Origin of the sequence: Pseudoalteromonas peptidolytica, assembly GCF_012641745.1 — a bacterium.
Classification (GTDB): Bacteria; Pseudomonadota; Gammaproteobacteria; order Enterobacterales; family Alteromonadaceae; genus Pseudoalteromonas; species Pseudoalteromonas peptidolytica.
Genome location: NZ_WEHZ01000013.1, coordinates 1 through 20,957, shown reverse-complemented (window position 1 = coordinate 20,957; position 20,957 = coordinate 1). Strand labels below are relative to the sequence as shown.

Sequence of the window (20,957 nt, the reverse complement as noted above, 5' to 3'; positions counted from 1 at the left end):
AAGGACGAACAATGATTATTCCCGCTTTAGATGTATTAGAGAACAATATTGTTCGTTTGTATCAAGGCAAATATGAAACCGCACAGTTTTACCCATTTGATTTAGCAGAACGTTTGCTTGAGTATCAAAATGCTGGCGCAACCAAGCTACATTTAGTGGATCTGGAAGGGGCGCGAGATCCGAACAAAAAGCAATGGCGCACCATCCAAGCCGCGACTCGAGCGTTGTCTGTTCCGTTTCAAATAGGGGGCGGTATTCGCAGTATTGATGATGTAAAGCAGTGGCTTGAAGCTGGTGCCGCTCAGGTCGTAATCGGTTCGATGGCGGTAGAAAAGCAGCAAGAAGTTGCTACTTGGATAAAAGAGTTTGGTGCAGATAGATTTGTTATTGCACTAGATGTTAATAGAACTGAAAGTGGTTGGTCTCCTGCTACTCACGGCTGGCTTAACGATGCAAAAACTGACTTGTTTGCGTTATTAGATTTTTATGTTGAGCAAGGGGTAGTAGATTTTTTATGTACGGATATCAGTAAAGACGGCACTATGGCAGGCCCTTCTTTTTCTTTATATGACGATATTACCAAGCACAATAGCATAATTAAAGTTCAGGCTTCTGGAGGCGTAAGCTCACTGGATGATATTGCCCGTCTTGCCAAACAACAAGTGGGTGGAGTGATACTCGGGAAATCACTGCTTGAGGGTGTATTTAGCGTTGAGGAGGCACTGGCATGTTATCAAAACGCATAATTCCTTGTTTAGATGTAAAAGACGGCCAAGTTGTTAAGGGCGTAAAATTTCAAGGTCATGAAGTAGTTGGGGATATTCTTGAACTTGCGGAGCGTTATAGCGCCGCAGGTGCTGATGAATTGGTGTTTTACGAAATCAGCGCCAGTGTGGAAAAGCGTTTATTAGACGTAAATTGGGTCGCTGAGATTGCCAGGCATATCGAGATTCCATTTTGTGTTGCTGGTGGAATTAAGTCGGTGGCGGACGCCGCTCGGGTGCTTGAGCAAGGAGCAGATAAAATTTCTATTAACAGCCCTGCGATTGCGCGTCCTGAACTTATTAAAGAGTTACATGACGAATTTGGCAAACAATGTGTAGTCGTTGGTATAGACAGTTTCTATGATAAGCAAACCCAAGAGTATTTAGTGTACCAGTTAACAGGCGATCCGAACGCCGCAAGTCGGACTCGATACAAAACCCAAGAATGGGTGAAACAAGTACAAGCGCTCGGAGCGGGAGAAATTGTGCTCAACTGTATGAACCAAGATGGTGTGCGTAATGGCTATGATATAGAGCAGCTCAGCGCAATTAGAGAATTGTGCAAAGTGCCGCTTATCGCCTCTGGCGGTGCTGGCAGCATGCAGGACTTTGTTGATGTGTTTACACAAACGAATGTTGATGGAGCTTTGGCGGCAAGTGTATTTCACAAAGGTGTAATCGAAATTCCTAAGCTCAAGCAGTTTTTAATAAATAATGATGTGGCAGCACGACAATGATAATTAATAAACAAAACATGGCAGAAGTGGATTTCGAAAAATCCGAACTTATACCAGCAATAGTGCAAGATGCGTTGACAGGCGTAGTATTAATGCAGGGCTTTATGAATAGAGATGCCCTTGAGGTTACATTAGACAAACGGCTTGTTACTTTTTATTCGCGCTCCAAATCACGCCTGTGGACAAAAGGTGAAACGTCAAACAATGTTTTAGAGTTGGTAGAAGTACACACAGATTGTGATAAAGACAGTTTACTGATCTACGCCACCGCGCAAGGTCCAACTTGCCATTTAGGTAGCGAAAGCTGCTTCGCAGACACCATGCCACAGCTTGCATTTTTAGGAAAGCTTGAGCGTGTAATTGCACAAAGAAAAAATGCCTCACCGGAGAGCAGTTACACCGCCTCTTTATTTGCAAAAGATTTGAGCCGCAGCTGCCAAAAAGTTGGAGAAGAAGGAGTTGAGGTTGCGCTGGCTGCGATGAAAAATGACAATGAAGAGCTGCTTAATGAATCTGCTGATCTTCTCTATCACCTTATTGTGCTGTTGCAGCGACAAGGCTTAACTCTCAGTGAGGTGGTTAATACCCTTGAACTTAGACACAAGTGACGGCTTATCTACGCTGTTGACTGGTTGCAGAGTAACGCCTGTAACCAGTAAGTTGATGATTGTAATATAGGGCAACACTTGCTCAGTTTAACTGCCCTACACTTTTCGTAACTTTACAATTATGCGCTGGTATTTTAATAGTCTAGGGTTTAGGGTTAAAGCTGCTACGGTAAAAAGCATGGATTTGAAGATGAAAATAAAAACATTGGCTTTATTGTTATTAGGTGTGCTAACTACTGGTTGTTCAACACTTTCGGCAGATCAACAGGCTACAGTGAACGGTATGTCGATCTGTGAAAAGTACACTGCGCTAGTTGACCTCTCTTCAGGTAGGCTTTCAGTATTAAAAGGTTTGCAAGTGGGCGCAGAACTAGTTAAGGCATGGAATGGGGATGTTAAGTCACACCTCGTTGGTAATTCATGTAAGATAATCGAATATAGATCAACACCCACTCAGTTTAACTGAACTACACTTTTCGTGACTTTACAATTATACGGTAGTATTTTAATCGTCTACGGTTAAAACTGTTATGGTAAAAAGCATGGATTTAAAGATGAAAATAAAAACATTGGCTTTATTGTTACTTGGTGTGCTAACAACGGGTTGTTCAACGCTTTCACCAGATCAACAGGCAAAAGTTAACGATATGTCGAGCTGTGAAAAACTCACGACGCTAGTTGACGCTTCTTCAAGTAGGTTTTCAGTGTTAAAAGGCGTACAGGTAGGCGCAAAACTAATTAAGACATGGCAAGCCAAGGCACATCTCGTTGGTAACTCTTGTCAGATAATCGAAAGCAGTAAAGGAAAGACAATATATACTTGCCAAGAACAGTTTGAGGACTACCAAAGTGCAGTTAAAATTCATCAATATGCGCAAAGCATGGTGACACAGTGCCTGGGTAGCAATTGGATGGTATCTTCTCAAGAGAATGGTGAAGTTTTACATACCGACATCACCTCAGCATCAACAACAAGTGCGATAAGTATTGCTTTGGGTAAAGGTCTAGATAAGCGGTCCCCATGGGTTGTGAGTTTAGAAATAAGCGACAAATAATTTCTGTAATAACCCCCAATTTTTATGTTGATACCTGGTTGGGGCTTTCATTGTACCTAATACGTTGATATTTTGATGTGATATAGGCCTTATCGCTCGCTAGTTTAAGCCAGTCTGTCATTGTGTTGTCATACAAGCGCAGCACACTTTGTGTAAGTCAATCAAACACTATCAGCTTACACATGACAGACTTGAATATCTTTCTCATCAATTTAGATTCTAGTAAAGACCGTTTAAAAGAGTCCGCTCGTCAATTTGATAAATTTAACCTCTCTTTTGAGCGGATCAGCGCCGTAGATGGTGCTTCAATAAGCAATCAAGAGCTGGAAACTCATTACAGTAGGGAAAAAAATGCTCGCCAGTATTACCGTGCGCTTACCGTAGGTGAAATAGGTTGTTACATGAGCCACCTTAAAGTGCTGGAAGAAATTGTCGCTAGGCAGCTTCCTTATGCTTTCGTGTTTGAGGATGACTTTCAATTACAGGCTGACTTAAGAGAAATCGATAGCAAAGTATTAGCTTTGCCTTTTGATTGGGATATGATCAAGTTGTATCAGTCGCAAAAAAATCGTCGGACAGCCTTTGCTACTCATCAAATCGACAGCGATCTTTCTTTGGTGATCCCCAATAAAGTCCCCGCTGGAACCGTTGCACAAATTATTAGTTTTGGAGGGGCTAAAAAAATACTTGCGCATGCACGCCCATTTGGCAGACCAATTGATATTGACTATCAACACTTTTGGGAAAAGCAAGTGAGTGTTTTATTAGCCTTTCCTTGCCCCGTTAACCATGGCGAAATATTTGACAGTACAGTAGGCCGTGAGTTTTTAAGTCGTAACGAAAAAGGTAACTTTTGGCTAAAACAGCGACTTCAAATTAATAAGTTTTTTAACAATAAGTCCAACCGAAAGTTAATACAAAAACAGTATCAACCGTATTTTTAATTTATTGACTCCAAAACTCACGGTATAGCTTTTATACAAAGGTCATAATATGGAAAAAATAAGTATTAAAAGTGTAACTTTTGAGAAGACATCTGAGTGAGATGTGCTAGTATCTAAGATTATTGCAATAAGTTTAACTTTTTGCTTAAACCGTTAATAATAACAACGTTGAGGGAGCACAGACGTGTCTATAGAAATCAACTTTGAACTCTCTGATTCAGATCTTGAACACTTCCGTGGAATGATGAAAGCCGCAATTGAAAAAAGTGGTGATGTAAGTGATGCTGAAATTATTTCAAAAGCACGCGATTTAGTCGCAACGATGGAAAAATCTAACCTTCCCGAGTTTGTGAGTACTCGTCTTATTTCATTACAGACGTTAATTGACGCTGTATTGGATGAAGAATGGCAAATGCCTGAAGATGAAAAACGTGAGATTATGGCGTCGCTAGCCTACTTCAGCGAACCTGAAGATATGGTGCCAGACCATATTCCGGTATTAGGTTATGTTGACGATGCAATTATGATTGAACTTGTGCTACAAGAATTATCTCTTGATTTAAAAGCGTATCGTGAGTTTTGTGGATTCCGTGCAACGGAGGAAGCAAGACGGGGCGATGCTGCAAAGGTTGACCGTGAAAGTTGGTTAGCTGGCACTCGTTCTCAGATCCGTTCTTCTATGCGTAGAGGTCGTTCAAAGAATCGCTCTCGATTCTTCTCTCGCATCATGTAGTAGAAGCCTAGTATTTTTTACTGAGGTAGAAATTATAAAGGGCTGATAACTATCAGCCCTTTTTGCTTTTAGCTATTTTTTCTCATTAGGGTGTGCGACGCCCATCCAAGCTTTGTATAGCATGGCTTGTTGTGCTGATGGCGTTTCAGTGAAGGTGATTTTTTTAGGCTTGTCGTAATCGCGGTTTAGTGTCAGCTCTGTAGTCATTAGTTTATCCCTACGAATAAAATCAACTTTCACCGTTTGTCCAGGCACAAAGTGCGCTAAGCTTGCCGATAAACTATCCCTTACGTGATGCTTATCAAAGGCAACGATTAGATCTCCAGCAGTAAGCCCAGCTCGCCAAGCGTTACCATCTCTAGCTACATGAAGCAGCTTCAGAAGTTCACCTTGTTGTTTTGCTTTTCCTTCAAGGTTAGCTACCACGCTTGCTGATTTGGGATGCTTATATTCTAATCCCACTTTGTCGAATAACGCATTAAAGTCTATGTTCGCTGGTTTATCCACATGGTTTGCCCACCAAGCGTGATAATCTCGTCCAGTCAATTGTTTTAAAATGCGTTTGACGTCTTCACTTGTAAAGCTATTAGGTAATTTATGTTGTTTATATAGCTGGCTGTGTACGTCACGGTAACTTATTTTTCCATTTGATTTCTCAAGTAGGTCGATGTCCAGCGCCATCGAGACTAATGCCCCCTCTGAATAGATGTTGGTGCTATAGTTACTACCATGATCGCCACCTTGATTTATCCATTTATCAAAGCTGCTTGCGGCAACAGATTGCACCTGACGCCCCGGGGTGTCAAGATGACGGTTAACGCGCTTGGTAAGCATGTTGAGATATTCATCATTAGTGGTTATTCCTGCGCTAAGTAGCAAATAGTCTTCAAAATAGCTTGTCGAACCTTCAGCTAACCACAACAGATCAGTATAATTTGGAGCAACATAATCATACGGAACCATACCAGCAGGACGGTAATTTTTAACATTCCAAGTGTGAATAAATTCGTGTGCTGCGGTTGAAATAAAGCCGATATAATCATCACGGTCTTTAAAACTATCTCTGTGCCTTTGTATAATGGTCGAATTTAGGTGCTCCGTGGCACCACGAGCGCCACTCGTTGCATGAACCATAAATACGTAGCGCTCATAAGGGTAGTCATGCCATATGAGAGTGCCGGTTTTGACCAGTTTTTTCAGATCTGTCAGCATCAGATCAACGTCGTAATTCCCCTCCCCCCAAATTACCAATTCGTACTGACGACCATCTACTTGGAACTTATGTAATTGGTTAATGCCGGTTTCAATCGGAGAATCAAGTAAAATGTCATAATTATCAGCTTTAAAGCTGTGTTTGGAATCCGCAAAGTTCATGCCAGAGACTGAACGCCACTCCATTGGTACGTCTAAGTCTATTTTTATGGGTTCTGCTCTAAAAGACTCGCTAAACATAAGGAACCCGGAGGCATCAATAAACGCATGGGTGTCATCAATATGTCTCGCCCGAAGACCGAGTTCATTTGCATATACTTGGTATTGTAATTTCAGTTCTGTCGGCTCAGATAGATGCACTCGCCACGTGTTTTTATCCATCTTCTCCCACTTGAGAGCCTTTCCATCGTGTCCTTCTGCGGCGAAGAAACGAATGCCGTTTGCCAAATTCAATATCTCATAACGCCCAGTGCGCCAGTCCGGAAGCTGCACATCTATACTAGTTTGTGTTGAATGCGGGAATGTCACTTCGACATCAGCTAAGTGATGCTGCGGCTGCGTGATGGTGACTTGATAGTTGACGTCGGCGTGAGCGTGTAGTGCGGTAATACAAGCAAGTGCTATTAGGCTTTTTTTCATCGTATTAAATGTCAGTTATGAATACGATTAATCTATCAAATCAAGACCTTCTAGGCGAAGTAATATCGACGAGTGAACAGCAAAGTCGGACATGTTACAGCCATAAATTTATGCGCATATTGGCTAAATTTGTTGTAGACTAAGTATCTAAGAGATCAAATCATAACTGGAAATCTGTGACTGATAACGCCGTAATGCTCGAGCAAAAGTTAAAACAAGCCATTGAAGCAAGAAAGACGCTTGAGGACGCAAGAAAACAACAAGTAGAGCTATTAACTCAGTTTGCTGCAAAGCTTTCTCTCGCCTGTAAGGGGCAGGATGTTTCTCTGGACAATCAGCTAGCTAAGTTTCGTATCGCACTCAATAAAGGTGTTGATTTTGAACAGCTTGCTCCCTTTATTGACGGTATATCGGAACCATTAAAAGCGCAGGAAGCCATAAACTCTACGAATCAAAAGGCGTTACAAGCTTCAATCCGCCACAGTGGTAAACTCTTGCAAAAGCTCAAAGGTGTACCAAATGAGTCACGCCGAAAACTGAGACACTTATTAGACGTTGAATTACAGGACATCAGTTCTACGAACGCATATCTTCCAGCACTAGAGACCTTGGTCTCAATTTATCAAACTGTGTTACAGGCAAAAACAGAAGTCAATGATGTTGCCGCAGGGAGCAGTCAGCCTCAACTCGCGGCAGAGTTGCAAGCGCTAATCAACGAACTTATTTTTGAAGACGATGCTGTCGACAAAGTAAAAGAGATCAGAGAGGGAGTCGCTCAGGATGACACCCTAGATAATCTATACAGCGCAGCAACCGAAATAATTAGAATTATTGCTCAGACCATTGCTCGAGAGCGGCAATCTGCGCAGGGCTTTTTAGTTTCATTAAATCAGACTTTAGAAGAGTTGCATCGTTCTATTGTTGAAACAACAGCCCGATCTAAATCAGCATCACAAGAATTAAAGTCTTTGAACAGTAAGATTGAGCTAAAAATTCAAAATCTCAATGAGCAAACTCAAAATGCAAGTTCTATTACTGCACTAAAGGCGCTAGTTGATAATGAGCTCAAGTTATTAAGCGCAGATTTAATAGCTAGAGAAAAGCTGGAAAAAAATGAGCGAGATGCACTTCTTGATTCATTCGATGCAATTAATAATCGTATTAATATGCTCGAAGCGAAAGTGTCGAGTTATCAAAAGCGGCTGAGTGAGCAAAAATTTAAAAGTTTACTCGATAGCCTTACTAAGTTGCCGAACCGCGCTGCATTTGATGAGCGTTTGACCCATGAAATGCACTTGTTTGAAGTCAATGACACCGAAGTTACGCTCGTTGTGATTGATGTTGATCATTTTAAATCTATCAATGACAAATATGGACATAGTGCTGGCGATAAAACCTTGCAAGTGATAGCCAGAGCCTTGAAAAAATCGATCCGTAAAAGCGATTTTATTGCTCGTTATGGTGGTGAGGAATTTGTCTTATTGATGCCTGGAATGCCCGTTAGCCAGGCACAAAAACCGCTAGAAAAGGTAAGGCAAGTTGTAAAATCTATTCCGTTTAAATTCAAAGAAAAGCAAGTTGAAATTACAATTTCTCTCGGTGCAACACAGTTTAAAAAAGGAGACACGACTTTGAGTGCCTTCGATAGAGCTGATGCTGCACTATATGACGCGAAAAATAGTGGCCGTGATAGATTGTGCTTCAAATAACACAAATCTTTGGGCTGTTGAAAGGAAATGGTGGTGCGATTAAATATGGATAATTTGTAAGAAGTTGGCACTACCCTATTCGCACAACAAAAAGGAGTAAGCCTATGCAAATAGAGCTAAACCCAACAGGGGTTCTTAACTTATTATCAAAATTAGAAGTTGACTTGCTACAGCAGTCTACCACCAGTGAAAGATATAGGCTTTTTAGAAACTGTGCATTAGCTGTACTTAACGTTGGCAGTCATACTGACTCTAGCTCTGAAATTTATGATAAATATGAAGATTTTGATATTCAACTGCTTGCTCGAGAACGTGGTATCAAAATTGCGCTGAATAACCCTCCAGAGTCAGCTTTTGTTGATGGCAAGATTATTACTGGCATTCATGAACATATCTTTTCAGTAATCAGGGACATTCTGTTCATCTGTCAAAAATATCATGGTGAAAATAAAACCCCGGTTGAAATCACACACATGGTGTTCGATATGCTCAGAAACGCAGATGCGTTAGAGGTGAACAAAGATCCTAATTTGATTGTGTGCTGGGGAGGCCATTCCATCAATGAAGTTGAGTATAAATACACCAAAGAGGTCGGCTATCAGTTGGGGCTTCGCGGGTTAAATATTTGTACCGGTTGTGGGCCTGGTGCGATGAAAGGACCAATGAAAGGTGCAACGATTGGTCATGCTAAACAGCGTGTCTCAAGTAATCGTTATCTTGGCCTAACAGAGCCGAGCATCATTGCAGCAGAGCCTCCTAACCCGATAGTGAATGAATTAGTTATTTTGCCGGATATCGAGAAACGCCTTGAAGCTTTTGTCCGCGTTGCACATGGCATTATCATTTTTCCTGGTGGTGCTGGAACCGCAGAGGAGCTACTGTACCTGCTTGGGATCTTACTGCACCCTGATAATGAGAAGCAGTGTCTTCCGGTTATATTAACAGGTCCAAAAGAGTCAGCTGCCTACTTTGAGGAACTTAGCACGTTTGTTGAAAAAACCTTGGGTAAGGAAGCATTGTCTAAGTTTGAGATTATTGTAGATGATCCGGAGCTAGTGGCTAAAAAGCTTAAAGCATCGATGGTAACCGTTCGCGAATATCGTAAATCACAAGGTGATGCGTACTATTTCAACTGGACGCTTAAAATTGAGAATGACTTTCAGCACCCTTTTGCGCCAACACATGAAAATATGTCCGCGCTAGACCTGCATCTAGCACAGCCAAAACAGCAGCTTGCCGCTAATTTGCGGCGTGCATTTTCTGGTATTGTTGCGGGTAATGTTAAAGATGAAGGGATAACTGCAATCAAGCAACATGGACCTTATGAGTTAACTGGAGATAAGTCTCTTATGGCCGATATGGATAAACTGCTGGGGGCGTTTGTTGTTCAAGGGCGAATGAAATTGCCGGGAAGCAAGTATATACCTTGTTATAAAATTAAAGCTTAAATTGAATGAAAAATTTGTTGTTAATTGATGCGCTTAACTTGATTAGGCGCATTTATGCTGTTAACGAACCAAAGCACAGCGAACATCAACAGGCGCACATTACAGCCTGTTGTCAAAGGGTAGAGCAAGCCGCAAGAAGCTTGCTTAAGAAATCAGCCGCGACCCATGCCGTGGCTGTATTTGATGGCGACAAAAGCTGGCGCTATCACTTTTACTCAAAATATAAAGAAAACCGACAGCCCATGCCCGAGTCGCTAAGCAGCAATCTCGACAGATTCGCCACTGCATTTACTAATACAGGTATTAAGTGTTTCAATCCGGTACATGATGAAGCCGACGACATTATCGCTACATTAGCAACGAAGGCGGCAAAAGCAAATGTCTCCGCGATTATTGTTTCCACAGATAAAGGCTTCCTCCCCTTAATTAGTGAGGAAATTGCTATTTATGATTACTTTAAAAAGTCAACAATCTCTCTTGAAGACATTAAAAGCCGATTTTCAGTTACACAAAACAAGCTTGAAATCTTCTGGGCGTTGAGTGGTGACAAAACCAATAATATTCCTGGAGTGACTGGGGTTGGTGTGAAAACAGCGCAGGAGCTATTAGCAAAGCACAGTCGTCTTGATGATATGCTTATAGATGATGAGATAAAGCCCGCTGTTAAAGCCAAGCTTGAAGCAGGTGTTGAAAACTATATTACTAGTCTGGCATTGGTCACGTTAAGAAAAGATATCGAGATAGGGTTTAGTCTTAAAGATATTAGAGTTGGATAGTAATATAAATAGAAATATAAATTGTGCAGCTAGGTGGCGTAAAGGAGCCATTTTGAGCAAAGGCCAGCGTGCAAAATATTGCTACATCACTGTGTCGTTTTGCATTCTTTCTCAAGCGTTAGGTATTTCTTAAGACCTTTGATATATTAGCTAAAGATTAAGATGTTTTTCTTTATAAATTATTGTTTTTAAAGAAAACCTTGCATTTATTATTGTTTAACCTGAAATTTGGATAAAGAATATTCTAACTCATTGTTGCTAAAGCACAGTTTTGTTTTTTCACTTGTCTAGTGAGAGAGTTTTTGCGAAACATCGCTTCCGCGTCCTGCTCTCGCTAAGGCTCCTACATGTTGTAGGCAAGAAGAATTTAAGCGCCAGTAGCTGGCTATTGGAAATGAATTCAACGCAGTTAGCGTGGAAACTGGCTGCTAGAAAGGCATAAATTATCCGAACATCATGTTGTTTAGTTAGTCTGTACTGAGCAGATTATCTGTTAAGACGAAACGGCATGTTAATATCTTAATCTCTGTACGTAGCGTATGTTGGTGATTATACATTTTTATTGAGCAGTTAGATGATTAGAAAGATTTTACAGTACATATTTCTAGGCCTTGCGGTATACGTTTCTGTGGTCTTTCTTGTTATTAACTACTACAAAGATGATCCTCAGGCAATGATATGGCAAGACAGAGAGGCTTTTAATAATCGCTTTATCGGGAATTTAAGTCTAGAACAACCCGTGAATATTGATGTTGTGTTGGATACACTCGGTAGTCCTGATTTAACCTATGTGAAGAAAAGAGCAGATAACACCGTCGTGCAAATTGTTTTTTATCGGACTCAGCTGGTTAAACCTGATGGTATCACCACCGAAGATGAATGTACCGGTTTACTGTTTGAAAATGGTGTTTTGACGCTTTGGGGCCCAGGTGCCAGAGTGACCTTTGATAAAGTGTAGAGTTAATGGAATCTAGGATCGTAACAAGTAAAACGCTATTTGCTTTGACACAAGGAACGCATAAAGTATTACGGCTTTACTACCAAAAGGAGCGTTGGTCGTCGATATACCCTACTCTGGTAAAGCTGGCACAACTATATATGGACTGCTATGAACATTCACCTAGTAGCATGCACGCTCAGCTTGGATTATATTCTCAAAACTTAGGCTACAACACTAACCTTGTAATTAATCAAAATGTGCTAATTTGTATGGCTTGTCACAGTTTGCGCTATTCAAGAGCAATCACTGAGGAACTATTACTTGCCAGTTTTGCCGATTATTTATGTGTGGCGCGAGAAAGTGATCAATTAGCTTGTGGGAAACCATTGAATCCTCAGCAAGATAAGCTCTGGAAAGTTAGGCACCAAGTGGCAGTCCAGATCCTCAGTGATGGGAAAACACCAGACCTACAGTGTCTTCGTGTCTTATCGCGACTTTCAAGCTATGACAGCAAGCTCATCTCAAAAGCGCCACAGCGTTTTAATGATCATGCTTCTTTGATAGTGGCATTAGCGCATCGACTAGCTAGTTTAATCACGCCAACAAAGCAACAGCCAGCCTTTCCACTCGATAAGGCGATAAAGCTACTTTATTCTCGGCTTTCCTATCACTACGCACTTAAAGTACTATCCGCAATGTCCGACGCAATGGTAAAACATCCAGCAGGATTATTATGTGACATAAACAAAGAGCTAGGACTTTTAGTCGTTCAATGTAACAAAGAGAAAGTCATCGCTATTATTGATAATGGACAAGCTAAAAAGCTTGCCAAAGCCAGCCGAGCGTTTGATTTTCGCTGTGGGGTTACGTTTAGCTCAGATGCTAAACTGCTATACAATATTTGGGACAGAGCACAAGCACCAGAGCCCACCTCTTTTGGTGTTGATAACACGCATTTGCTAGAGGCGGTAAAGGCTCTTTCTTTTAGTCAATTTCAAAGCATTCGGTCATTAGAAAAGCTGGTATGTGAATTCGAGTCAGTTTCTCTAGCGTTACAAGTTGCGGCAAAACAGTATAATCGAGAAAATCTAAAAGCCGCTTCGGTACGACATTCACTGGCGATGGTGGGTCTAGATGCTGCCGGTTTATTAGCACAGCGAGTATTGTTAGAACAAATCATTGCCCGTCACAAAACGCCTTTCACCGATGATGTACTTCATAAGTATGGAGTGATAAGTCAAGTTATCGCTTTGTACGTAGGTGATAGTTATGGTGAAGAATTTGAGCGTTTACTCTCTCCTTTTGCCGCAGTCATTGCATTTTTGGTGCTGAAGCAAGGCGTAGAGATCCAACATACCACTGCATTACATACCCGGGATTTCTCAGAAGCGCAGATATCAGTGGCCAATTTATTTGGCGTTAGAGCGTTGGCACAAGACAAATTTGTTGAATTTAATCATTATTATTTTGATAAAAGCATCCTACATAAGGCGATGCTAGACAGTGAAACACTCAAGAAATCCCAAGCAAATACGCAATGCAAGCTTTTTACTTTTATCAAACTAGCAGTGTTAAGTGTTATCTCTCCTAATTTTGTTCCTACGGCGTGGCAAAAACAATTGATTGATCAAATACTGTCCGATAGCCACTTTGCAAATGCACAGAATTTTAATGCAGCACTACTTGAGGTTGGTTTTTACTCAGCTATTGAGTGATATTTATTCTATAAATAATATCAATAACAAGCATAAATCTTATGTATGTGGTTTTTACATTCCATACTGGAATAAGACCTAATTAATTGCTATAAAACGCGGCTTAAACAAGCGAACGTACACCGTTGTTAATTTCTACTAGACTTAGTCTGTAATTCTTTTCAGGTGTATCACAACTTTTGATAAAGGAAAAAACATGGCACAGCAAACCATCACAGTTATCCGTGGCGACGGCATTGGCCCTAGCATCATCGATTCAGCTATCGAGATCTTAAAAGCCGTAGGTTGCGACTATGAATACGAATACGTAGACGCAGGTTTGGCTGCTTTAGAAAAAACAGGTGAATTACTTCCTGCTGCAACGTTAGAGGCAATCGAGCGTAATAAAATTACGCTAAAGGGTCCACTTACAACACCTGTTGGCGAAGGTTTTACTTCTATCAACGTAACATTACGTAAGCAGTTTGGTCTTTACGCAAACGTTCGCCCAGTTAAGTCTTTTGAAGGGACTAAAGCGCGTTACGATGATATTGACATCATTACTGTTCGTGAAAATACACAAGGTATGTACTCTGGTCTTGGCCAAGTAGTATCAGAAGATGGTAGCGAAGCAGAAGCAATGTCTAAAATCACGCGTGAAGGCGCTGAAAAGATAGTGACTTTTGCTTACGAGCTAGCAAAGCGTGAAGGTCGTAAAAAAGTCACTGCAGTTCACAAAGCGAATATCCTAAAGTCTACATCAGGCCTTTTCCTTAAAGTGGCTCGTGAAGTTGGTGAGCGTTACCCTGAAATTGAGTCAGCAGAAATGATTGTTGACGCAACATGTATGAAGTTGGTGATGACACCAGAAGAGTTTGATGTAATTGTGACGACAAACCTATTTGGTGACATTTTATCTGACCTTTGTGCGGGTCTTGTTGGTGGCCTTGGTATGGCTCCTGGTGCGAATATTGGTAGCGATGCCGCTATTTTTGAAGCAGTACATGGTAGCGCACCAGATATCGCAGGTAAAAACTTAGCTAACCCAACTTCAGTTATTTTGGCGTCAATTCAAATGCTTGAATATCTTGGTGAAGCAGAAAAAGCGGAAAGAATCCGCAGTGCAGTTGCTGATGTGATTAAGAGCGGCGATCGTACTACTCGTGACTTAGGCGGTAGCCACGGTACAACTGACTTTACTCAAGCTGTTATTGAGCGCCTGTAGTATAAATTAGCTTATATAGACGAAGTTTAAAAATCTAGAGCTGACTTCGGATTATTTAAGCGCTGCCATTGATAGGGAGAATATCTCCCTATCAATAATCTATGTTAGCTATAATGCTACCTTAACTTTGCTTTCTTTTTAGTCCCATTACTATTGCAATTAGCAAGAGCAACCATCCCATAGCACCACCAGATGAACTTTCATTAGTGTTGTCTATCGTGTCAGGTTGTGTTATTGGTGCTGTGACTACGACGTCAACGTTTGCATTGACGCTTTGGCCTAAACCATCCGATAACGTTAACAACACACTATATGTCCCTGCTTGGTCATAACTATGCGTTGTTGATAACCCCACGCCTTGCATACCATCACCAAATTGCCACTGTGCTTGGTAGTTGCCGTCCCCCCCACTAGCGCTAGCGTTAAAGTTAGCTTGTAAATTAGAGATTGTTGCTGTTGCATCTACTTGTAAAGGCACAATAACATCTACACTTTTTGTACTACTAACAGTGGCTCCATCGGCATCTGTTACATTGAGTGTGACAGTGTAGTTGCCACTGAACTCAAAGCTGTGTTCAATCGGATTTACAGCTGCGGTTTGATTATCTCCAAAATTCCATTGAAGTTGATAAGGAGGCTTTCCGCCATTGATGTCAGCATTAAAGAGGATCCTCTCTCCATTAGCTGTAGCGGCAATTTGGTTGATACTAAGTGGTAATACGACGACATTACCAACGTTAGCGATTGTATTTAATGAAGAGCTTGAACCGTCAATCTTTGTTCTTGTGAATAAAACAGAGTAGCTCCCGGTATTTTGATAGCTATGGGTTGGCGAGAGCGCATTACTTGTTTGGCCATCGCCAAAGTTCCAACTAAAAGTGTCTGACTCATTTAGCGCAAGCCCTTTTACACTAAAAGTTACGGTGTTTTGTGATTGTGCTTGCGCAATTTGAGGGTCGTTAGTATAAACCAGACTTACTTCTGCGCTACTGGCGTCCTCTGATATCGATTTTAGCAGTACTTGAACTCCAAATGCTGGTAAAACAACACCAGACTCTTTCTGTTGGGTAAACGAGTAATCTTGAGTATCATTAAATATGCTGATAGCTGCGAGATTTTGATCGCCAAGCCCAGGCTTTTGTTCATCTAACCTAAGCGTTGCATCTTTAACTTGTATGACACTGGTGGCAAGTGAAGCACCGTCGCTTTTGTATATTGGGTTTTGATCCTGATCAACCACTAACATATCACCAGAGCCTGGATGTAATGATGTGGAGTTGTTGCTTTCGTTATTATTGCTATACCATAACAATACCCCAGAGTTGTAACCGGTCAACGAAAGTCCCGAATCAATTCCCCTAAATGAGCGCAGGTGAGCGTAGTATGCGTTACTTTGTGTTGCTCTATATCTCGATATTTTTCGAAAGCCACTGTATTGCAGCTCGTTTGTTGACTCTGCTGTGTTAAGGTATACCTGTGCACCGTCCGCGATAATTTGGATGTTGTCTATCAATACACCTTTGAGGGTTTCAAATGCGTCAGTCCGGTATAATAACCCAATAGTGACGGTTTGGCCTTTATATGACGAGAGATCGAAAGATAAGGTGATGGGATTTGACCCAAATGCAGATGATTCACCATCCATGTAATTAGTGATCCCTGCATAATTTGGATGTGTTGCTTTGGTCGTGTTACCTGAGATTGGTTGTCCGTTTATAGTAACTTGGAAAACATCATAATTTAGTTCAATGCTATAGTCTGCCAACATGGTTAACGAAATGTCAGCCGCATTTGGTAATGTAAGGGCGAAGCTGGCACTATTATTCAACTTATCACCTTGACCTGAATAGTAGTGATAATTGCCATCAAGTGGTGCAATAAATGGCTCTAACTCAGCAGGTAAAGTGATCTTAATTTGGTTTGTGGTGCTTTCATTTACACCAATATCCGTCAGTGAGATTGTTTGCTCAGTATTTATATCATCAAGTGTATATTCTGATTGCGCAATCCAATTACCTGCGTAATTTTGTTGTAAAAACTCCAAACTTTTGGGGGAAAACTGGGTTGGCTGTGAACCACTTAATTGCCCTAAGTAGCTACCTGAAGACATGACCGACCATAGTGCGACAGGCTCGCCGATGTCGTTGGAGTTTAAGTCATACTCGTCTGGTAATCCTAAATCATGACCAAACTCATGAACAACTACACCGATGGCTGCGTCTATTGGATTGATTGTGTAGTTATAAATCTTATAGCTTGTGTTAGGGATTGATTTAGGTTGATTGTTTTCATCGAAGACGAAAAAGCGGTGAGACCAAATTGCATCACCATCTAGTACCCCTCCGCCCGCTTCTTGACCAATGCTTGAGTGGAATAACATCACATGGTCTACTACCCCGTCAGGTTCCAGTCTGTTGCCGTCACCATCAATATCATTGAGATCGGTTTTGTCGTATTCAGATAAATCAATATTAAATTCAGATACTGCTTTTGTTACAGCTTCAAAGACAAGTTCTTCGGGTCTTAAATCGCGAGTATTGCCCTCTTGCCTACCATAATAGGCGGCATTCTGATCTGCGCTGACCCAACCAAAAGCATTACCCACTATCTTAAAGCTACCTCCTGATACCGCTTGATAGTATTGTGTTGCAGATTGCAGAGCTTCACCATTGGGGCCTGAGTAGCCATTATTTGAATATAAAAGCCCTTGGTAGTGCGACACGGGGTAACTTGCGTAGTACATGTCTGTGTCGTTCGGATTTAGTCGGTTTTGATTATAAGGTAAGTCAGGGAAGTCAACCAAAATAGCGAGCACTTTAGCTTCATTGAGCACCTGTGTCGTCGCAGGTGTATTATATTGCTTGCTAAGTTTGCTTATGCCTCCCAATGCACTTTTTATAGCATAGGGAGTCTTTATATCTTGAGTGATAGGCTTGCCTTTGATGTACTCGGATAAAACCACGCCACGCTCATAGTCACTAAGTGCTCGTCCAAGTTTCTTTTCCTGCCAGTAAATCACTTGATCTCGATACAAAACTTGCGCAGGTGCGGCTGTGGATACCAGTAGCATTGCGCACAGCATGCCTAAATTGAAAATATTCATTCCAATACTCCAAAGCGAGTTAGAGTGTTAAGTTTAGCAGTTGTACGAATTTGTTCAGAGAAAGAGCCATATAAATAAAAAATTCAAATGAAGATAAATTTTAAATTGAAATGTAATATTTCAACAATTGAAAGGTAGAAAGGTAGAATTTATATCTAATCATGTGTAGGCTGAAGTTAATTTATTAATTAAGGCTTATTCAATGACACACTTTTTTCAAGTAATCGTTCTCGTGGTGGTACTGGTCTCTTCTTAGAGTTCAGCGGGGAGCTATTAGTTGAAAGAAATATACAAGCCCCGCAATCAGCGGGGCTTTTTTTGTTTAAAAGAATTAGTATCAGGTAGCACAATCGACGAGGAATGAGGTAATGGCAGAGCAATATAACGGCTCAGAGTTGGTAGTTAAAGCGTTGAGCGCATTAAAGGTTAAATACATATTTGGTTACCCTGGCGGTTCAGTATTGGATCTTTACGATGCACTTTTTCAGCAATCTGAAATTGAACATATACTAGTGAGACATGAGCAGGCTGCTACACATATGGCAGATGGCTATGCAAGAGCCACAGGTGAAGTTGGCGTAGTGTTAGCCACTAGTGGTCCTGGGGCAACAAACTGCATTACCGGTATTGCCACAGCTTATATGGACTCAATCCCAATGGTGGTATTGTCAGGGCAAGTTCCATCAAATCTCATTGGCGACGATGCCTTTCAGGAAACAGACATTGTTGGTTGTTCACGCCCTATCGTTAAACATAGTTTCAACTGTCGGAATGCCATTGATATTCCAGAAGTGTTGGCAAAAGCATTCTATTTAGCAAGTTCAGGAAGACCCGGGCCAGTAGTTGTTGAGCTTCCAAAGGACATTTTGAATCCTGCTTTGAGTTTTGATTTTGTTATGCCTCAAGATATTGATATGCGCACATATAATCCGAGTGTAAAGGGGCATTCCAAACAGATCCGAAAAGCCGTAGAAGCAATCATAGAAGCAAAACGCCTAGTTATATATTCTGGTGGCGGTATTATACTTTCTAATACTTCTGAAAAACTGACCGAGCTGGTTGAAAAACTCAATGCACCAATCACAAATACTTTAATGGGTCTTGGCGGGATAAGCGGCGAACACCCAAATTTTATTGGTATGTTGGGTATGCACGGTAGTTTAGAAGCAAATAAAGCGATGGCGAACGCAGACGTTATTTTGGCACTTGGTGCGCGATTTGACGATAGAGTGACCAATAACGTCAAAAAATTCTGCCCCAATGCAAAGATTGTCCATGTTGATGTTGATCCAACGTCTATTTCCAAGACTATTGTGGCACATATACCGGTTGTAGGCTGCTTGGACACAGTTATGGATCAACTTTTAAGGGGGATTGAAAAATGCGAAAAACGAATAGATAGAGCTGCTCAAGAAGACTGGTGGCAATGTATCACCAACTGGCGCTCGCAAAATTGTTTGGCTTTCACTCCTGGTGTAGACAAAATAAAACCGCAAACCGTTATCGAAAAACTTTATCAATTAACGCACGGAGAGGCTTATGTTTGCTCTGATGTAGGTCAGCACCAAATGTTTGCAGCTCAGTACTATCCTTTTAAAGCACCACGGCAATGGATTAACTCAGGGGGCTTGGGCACAATGGGGTTCGGACTACCTGCTGCAATGGGCGTTAAAATGGCATTTCCGAACAGTGAAGTGTTGTGCGTGACCGGAGACGGTTCCATCCAAATGAATATTCAAGAGCTATCTACCTGCTTGCAGTATGGTCTGGCAGTTAAAGTCATTTCGCTCAACAATCGATCGCTTGGCATGGTGCGTCAGTGGCAAGACATGATGTATGAAGGGCGTCATGCGAGCTCGTATATGGAATCGCTTCCAGATTTTGTCGCGCTCGCCGAGAGTTATGGGCATATTGGCATTAGAGTAGACACACCTGAGCAGCTTGATTCTGCGCTAGAAAAAGCTATGTCAATTAAAGATAGGCTCGTATTTTTAGATATTTTGGTCGATGAGTCTGAGCATGTATATCCGATGCAAATCAAGCAAGGTGCAATAGACGAGATGTGGTTAAAAAAAGGAGTAAAAGCATAATGAGAAGAATACTATCGATTTTATTAGAGAACGAGCCTGGCGCGCTTTCTCGTATTGTGGGATTGTTTTCTCAGCGTGCATACAACATAGATAGCTTGACTGTAGGCACCACCGCAGATAAAACGTTGTCACGTATTACTATCACTACTCAAGGTGATGACCGTATTGTTGAGCAAATTACAAAACAAGTTAATAAACTGGTGGATGTGCTCAAGGTGATTGACCTAACGGATATGCAGCATATCGAAAGAGAGTTATTATTAGTAAAAGTATACGCCAGAGACGAGGTAACTCGGGCTGCTATCAACCGCGTTGCTGAGGTTTTTCAAGCCAGTATTATAGACATGGGCAAGCAGAGTTACTTATTGCAGATGGTAAGCTCTGCTGAGCGTCTTGAATCCTTCCTAGATTTACTGCGCCACGAAAGCGATATTATCGAATTGGTACGTTCAGGTGCCGTTGGTATTGGTCGCGGTGATAAGGCACTGAAAGGCTAGCCATATTCAAGTGACGTAGGCTGGTGTATATGAAAACTCGACGCCTGCGTTCGTTTACTCAGCGCAGGTTACTGGCTATAATCGCCGCTTTGTATGCTTTAGATGAAACACATGGAACTTGACCGCTTCTGGGAGCTAGTTACCGCCCCTAATAATACACAAGATTGTGACTATTTAAAAACACGTTTATCAGCGCTTAGCTGCGAGGAACTTGCGCAGTTTGATGGTATATATACAAAAGAACTCAGGGCTTTGTGGCATTGGGATAATTGGAAAGTTGCCTATGTAATTGCTGGCTGTAATAGCGAATACGATTTTTTAGATTTTTGTAACTGGATCATTAGTCGCGGGTCTGAAGCGATAAGTATTCTTATAACAGAGCCTGATGAGCTTGCTAATAAATTTGCTATTGCAACTAAGGATGACTTACCTTACCCATTTATCGATGAGTTAGATCTCGTGGCTGGACTACTATATGAAGAGAAAAGCCAAGAAGAACTGCCTTATCATAGTGTGGTGAACTTTCCCCCGCAGGGCAAAAAGTTTAAGAATAAGCCCAAATTACTTAAAGCTGAACTTCCTCAGCTGTTTAACCGATATTGGCTCGGTTAAACAGCTAAGAAACCGCGTTTGATTAATTTTTATCGATTTTAAATTGAATTAGTTCAGACAAGATCTGACATTTCGATTTGAAAAATTGAGAGTTACCCGTTTTGATAAAGGTGTCGAATCTTTGTTCAAAACAACTAAGGAGTAACTCTCATGTTACATACTAACAATCCA

Annotated in this window: 18 protein-coding genes; 16 read left to right on the top strand and 2 right to left on the bottom strand. The window is 41.3% G+C overall.

Features of this window, described 5'->3' with window-relative positions; genetic code table 11:
* Nucleotides 1-11: 11 nt before the first annotated feature.
* From F9Y84_RS10280 to F9Y84_RS10250, 7 genes are all read left to right on the top strand, one after another.
* The gene (locus tag F9Y84_RS10280; RefSeq protein ID WP_125252920.1) at nucleotides 12-746 is read left to right on the top strand and encodes a 1-(5-phosphoribosyl)-5-[(5-phosphoribosylamino)methylideneamino] imidazole-4-carboxamide isomerase; all 735 of its coding nucleotides are present in this window, start codon (nucleotides 12-14) and stop codon (nucleotides 744-746) included.
* Complete coding sequence (gene hisF, locus F9Y84_RS10275; RefSeq protein ID WP_147389842.1) at nucleotides 728-1,501, top strand: imidazole glycerol phosphate synthase subunit HisF; 774 nt, start codon at nucleotides 728-730, stop codon at nucleotides 1,499-1,501. The genes F9Y84_RS10280 and hisF overlap by 19 nt, the downstream gene beginning before the upstream one ends.
* On the top strand, nucleotides 1,498-2,109 hold the full coding sequence (hisIE, locus tag F9Y84_RS10270; RefSeq protein ID WP_147389840.1) for a bifunctional phosphoribosyl-AMP cyclohydrolase/phosphoribosyl-ATP diphosphatase HisIE: 612 nt from the start codon (nucleotides 1,498-1,500) through the stop codon (nucleotides 2,107-2,109). Before hisF ends, hisIE begins: the two co-directional genes overlap by 4 nt.
* 190 nt (nucleotides 2,110-2,299) lie before the next feature.
* Nucleotides 2,300-2,575, top strand: coding sequence for a hypothetical protein (locus tag F9Y84_RS10265; RefSeq protein WP_147389838.1), 276 nt, complete (start codon nucleotides 2,300-2,302; stop codon nucleotides 2,573-2,575).
* 88 nt (nucleotides 2,576-2,663) lie between these two features.
* Nucleotides 2,664-3,164, top strand: a complete 501-nt coding sequence (locus F9Y84_RS10260) for a hypothetical protein (RefSeq protein ID WP_147389836.1) — start codon at nucleotides 2,664-2,666, stop codon at nucleotides 3,162-3,164.
* A 182-nt stretch (nucleotides 3,165-3,346) separates the two neighbouring features.
* Nucleotides 3,347-4,108 (top strand): glycosyltransferase family 25 protein, encoded by a 762-nt coding sequence (locus F9Y84_RS10255; protein ID WP_147389834.1) that lies wholly within the window; start codon nucleotides 3,347-3,349, stop codon nucleotides 4,106-4,108.
* A 184-nt stretch (nucleotides 4,109-4,292) separates the two neighbouring features.
* On the top strand, nucleotides 4,293-4,841 hold the full coding sequence (locus F9Y84_RS10250) for a YkvA family protein (protein ID WP_147389832.1): 549 nt from the start codon (nucleotides 4,293-4,295) through the stop codon (nucleotides 4,839-4,841).
* A gap of 72 nt (nucleotides 4,842-4,913) precedes the next feature.
* Here the strand turns inward: F9Y84_RS10250 and F9Y84_RS10245 are convergent, their stop codons facing one another.
* A complete protein-coding gene (locus tag F9Y84_RS10245) occupies nucleotides 4,914-6,692 on the bottom strand; it encodes a M61 family metallopeptidase (protein ID WP_147389830.1) in 1,779 nt (592 codons plus the stop codon).
* Between the two features lie 176 nt (nucleotides 6,693-6,868).
* On the opposite strand from F9Y84_RS10245, the gene F9Y84_RS10240 reads away from it, so the two are divergent.
* From F9Y84_RS10240 to F9Y84_RS10215, 6 genes are all read left to right on the top strand, one after another.
* The gene (locus tag F9Y84_RS10240) at nucleotides 6,869-8,401 is read left to right on the top strand and encodes a GGDEF domain-containing protein (RefSeq protein ID WP_125252912.1); all 1,533 of its coding nucleotides are present in this window, start codon (nucleotides 6,869-6,871) and stop codon (nucleotides 8,399-8,401) included.
* 104 nt (nucleotides 8,402-8,505) lie between these two features.
* A complete protein-coding gene (gene ppnN, locus F9Y84_RS10235) occupies nucleotides 8,506-9,849 on the top strand; it encodes a nucleotide 5'-monophosphate nucleosidase PpnN (RefSeq protein ID WP_147389828.1) in 1,344 nt (447 codons plus the stop codon).
* Nucleotides 9,850-9,854: 5 nt separating this feature from the next.
* Nucleotides 9,855-10,625: a flap endonuclease Xni gene (gene xni / locus F9Y84_RS10230; RefSeq protein ID WP_128731544.1), complete on the top strand. Its 771-nt coding sequence runs from the start codon at nucleotides 9,855-9,857 to the stop codon at nucleotides 10,623-10,625.
* A gap of 574 nt (nucleotides 10,626-11,199) precedes the next feature.
* Nucleotides 11,200-11,583, top strand: a complete 384-nt coding sequence (locus F9Y84_RS10225) for a DUF3192 domain-containing protein (RefSeq protein WP_125252909.1) — start codon at nucleotides 11,200-11,202, stop codon at nucleotides 11,581-11,583.
* A gap of 5 nt (nucleotides 11,584-11,588) precedes the next feature.
* On the top strand, nucleotides 11,589-13,280 hold the full coding sequence (locus F9Y84_RS10220) for a hypothetical protein (protein ID WP_147389826.1): 1,692 nt from the start codon (nucleotides 11,589-11,591) through the stop codon (nucleotides 13,278-13,280).
* A gap of 196 nt (nucleotides 13,281-13,476) precedes the next feature.
* The gene (locus F9Y84_RS10215; protein ID WP_128731546.1) at nucleotides 13,477-14,484 is read left to right on the top strand and encodes an isocitrate dehydrogenase; all 1,008 of its coding nucleotides are present in this window, start codon (nucleotides 13,477-13,479) and stop codon (nucleotides 14,482-14,484) included.
* 121 nt (nucleotides 14,485-14,605) lie between these two features.
* Here the strand turns inward: F9Y84_RS10215 and F9Y84_RS10210 are convergent, their stop codons facing one another.
* Entirely contained in the window at nucleotides 14,606-17,587 is a 2,982-nt protein-coding gene (locus tag F9Y84_RS10210) for an immune inhibitor A domain-containing protein (RefSeq protein WP_147389823.1), read from the bottom strand.
* A gap of 368 nt (nucleotides 17,588-17,955) precedes the next feature.
* Here F9Y84_RS10210 and F9Y84_RS10205 point away from each other — a divergent pair, with 368 nt between their 5' ends.
* The 3 genes from F9Y84_RS10205 (at nucleotide 17,956) to F9Y84_RS10195 (ending at nucleotide 20,786) form a co-directional block, all read left to right on the top strand.
* Nucleotides 17,956-19,677: an acetolactate synthase 3 large subunit gene (locus F9Y84_RS10205; protein ID WP_147389821.1), complete on the top strand. Its 1,722-nt coding sequence runs from the start codon at nucleotides 17,956-17,958 to the stop codon at nucleotides 19,675-19,677.
* On the top strand, nucleotides 19,677-20,174 hold the full coding sequence (gene ilvN, locus F9Y84_RS10200) for an acetolactate synthase small subunit (RefSeq protein WP_125252904.1): 498 nt from the start codon (nucleotides 19,677-19,679) through the stop codon (nucleotides 20,172-20,174). Before F9Y84_RS10205 ends, ilvN begins: the two co-directional genes overlap by 1 nt.
* A gap of 111 nt (nucleotides 20,175-20,285) precedes the next feature.
* Nucleotides 20,286-20,786 carry a DUF4240 domain-containing protein gene (locus tag F9Y84_RS10195; RefSeq protein WP_125252903.1) on the top strand — a complete coding sequence of 167 codons (501 nt, stop codon included), beginning with the start codon at nucleotides 20,286-20,288 and terminating at the stop codon, nucleotides 20,784-20,786.
* Nucleotides 20,787-20,957 lie beyond the last annotated feature (171 nt).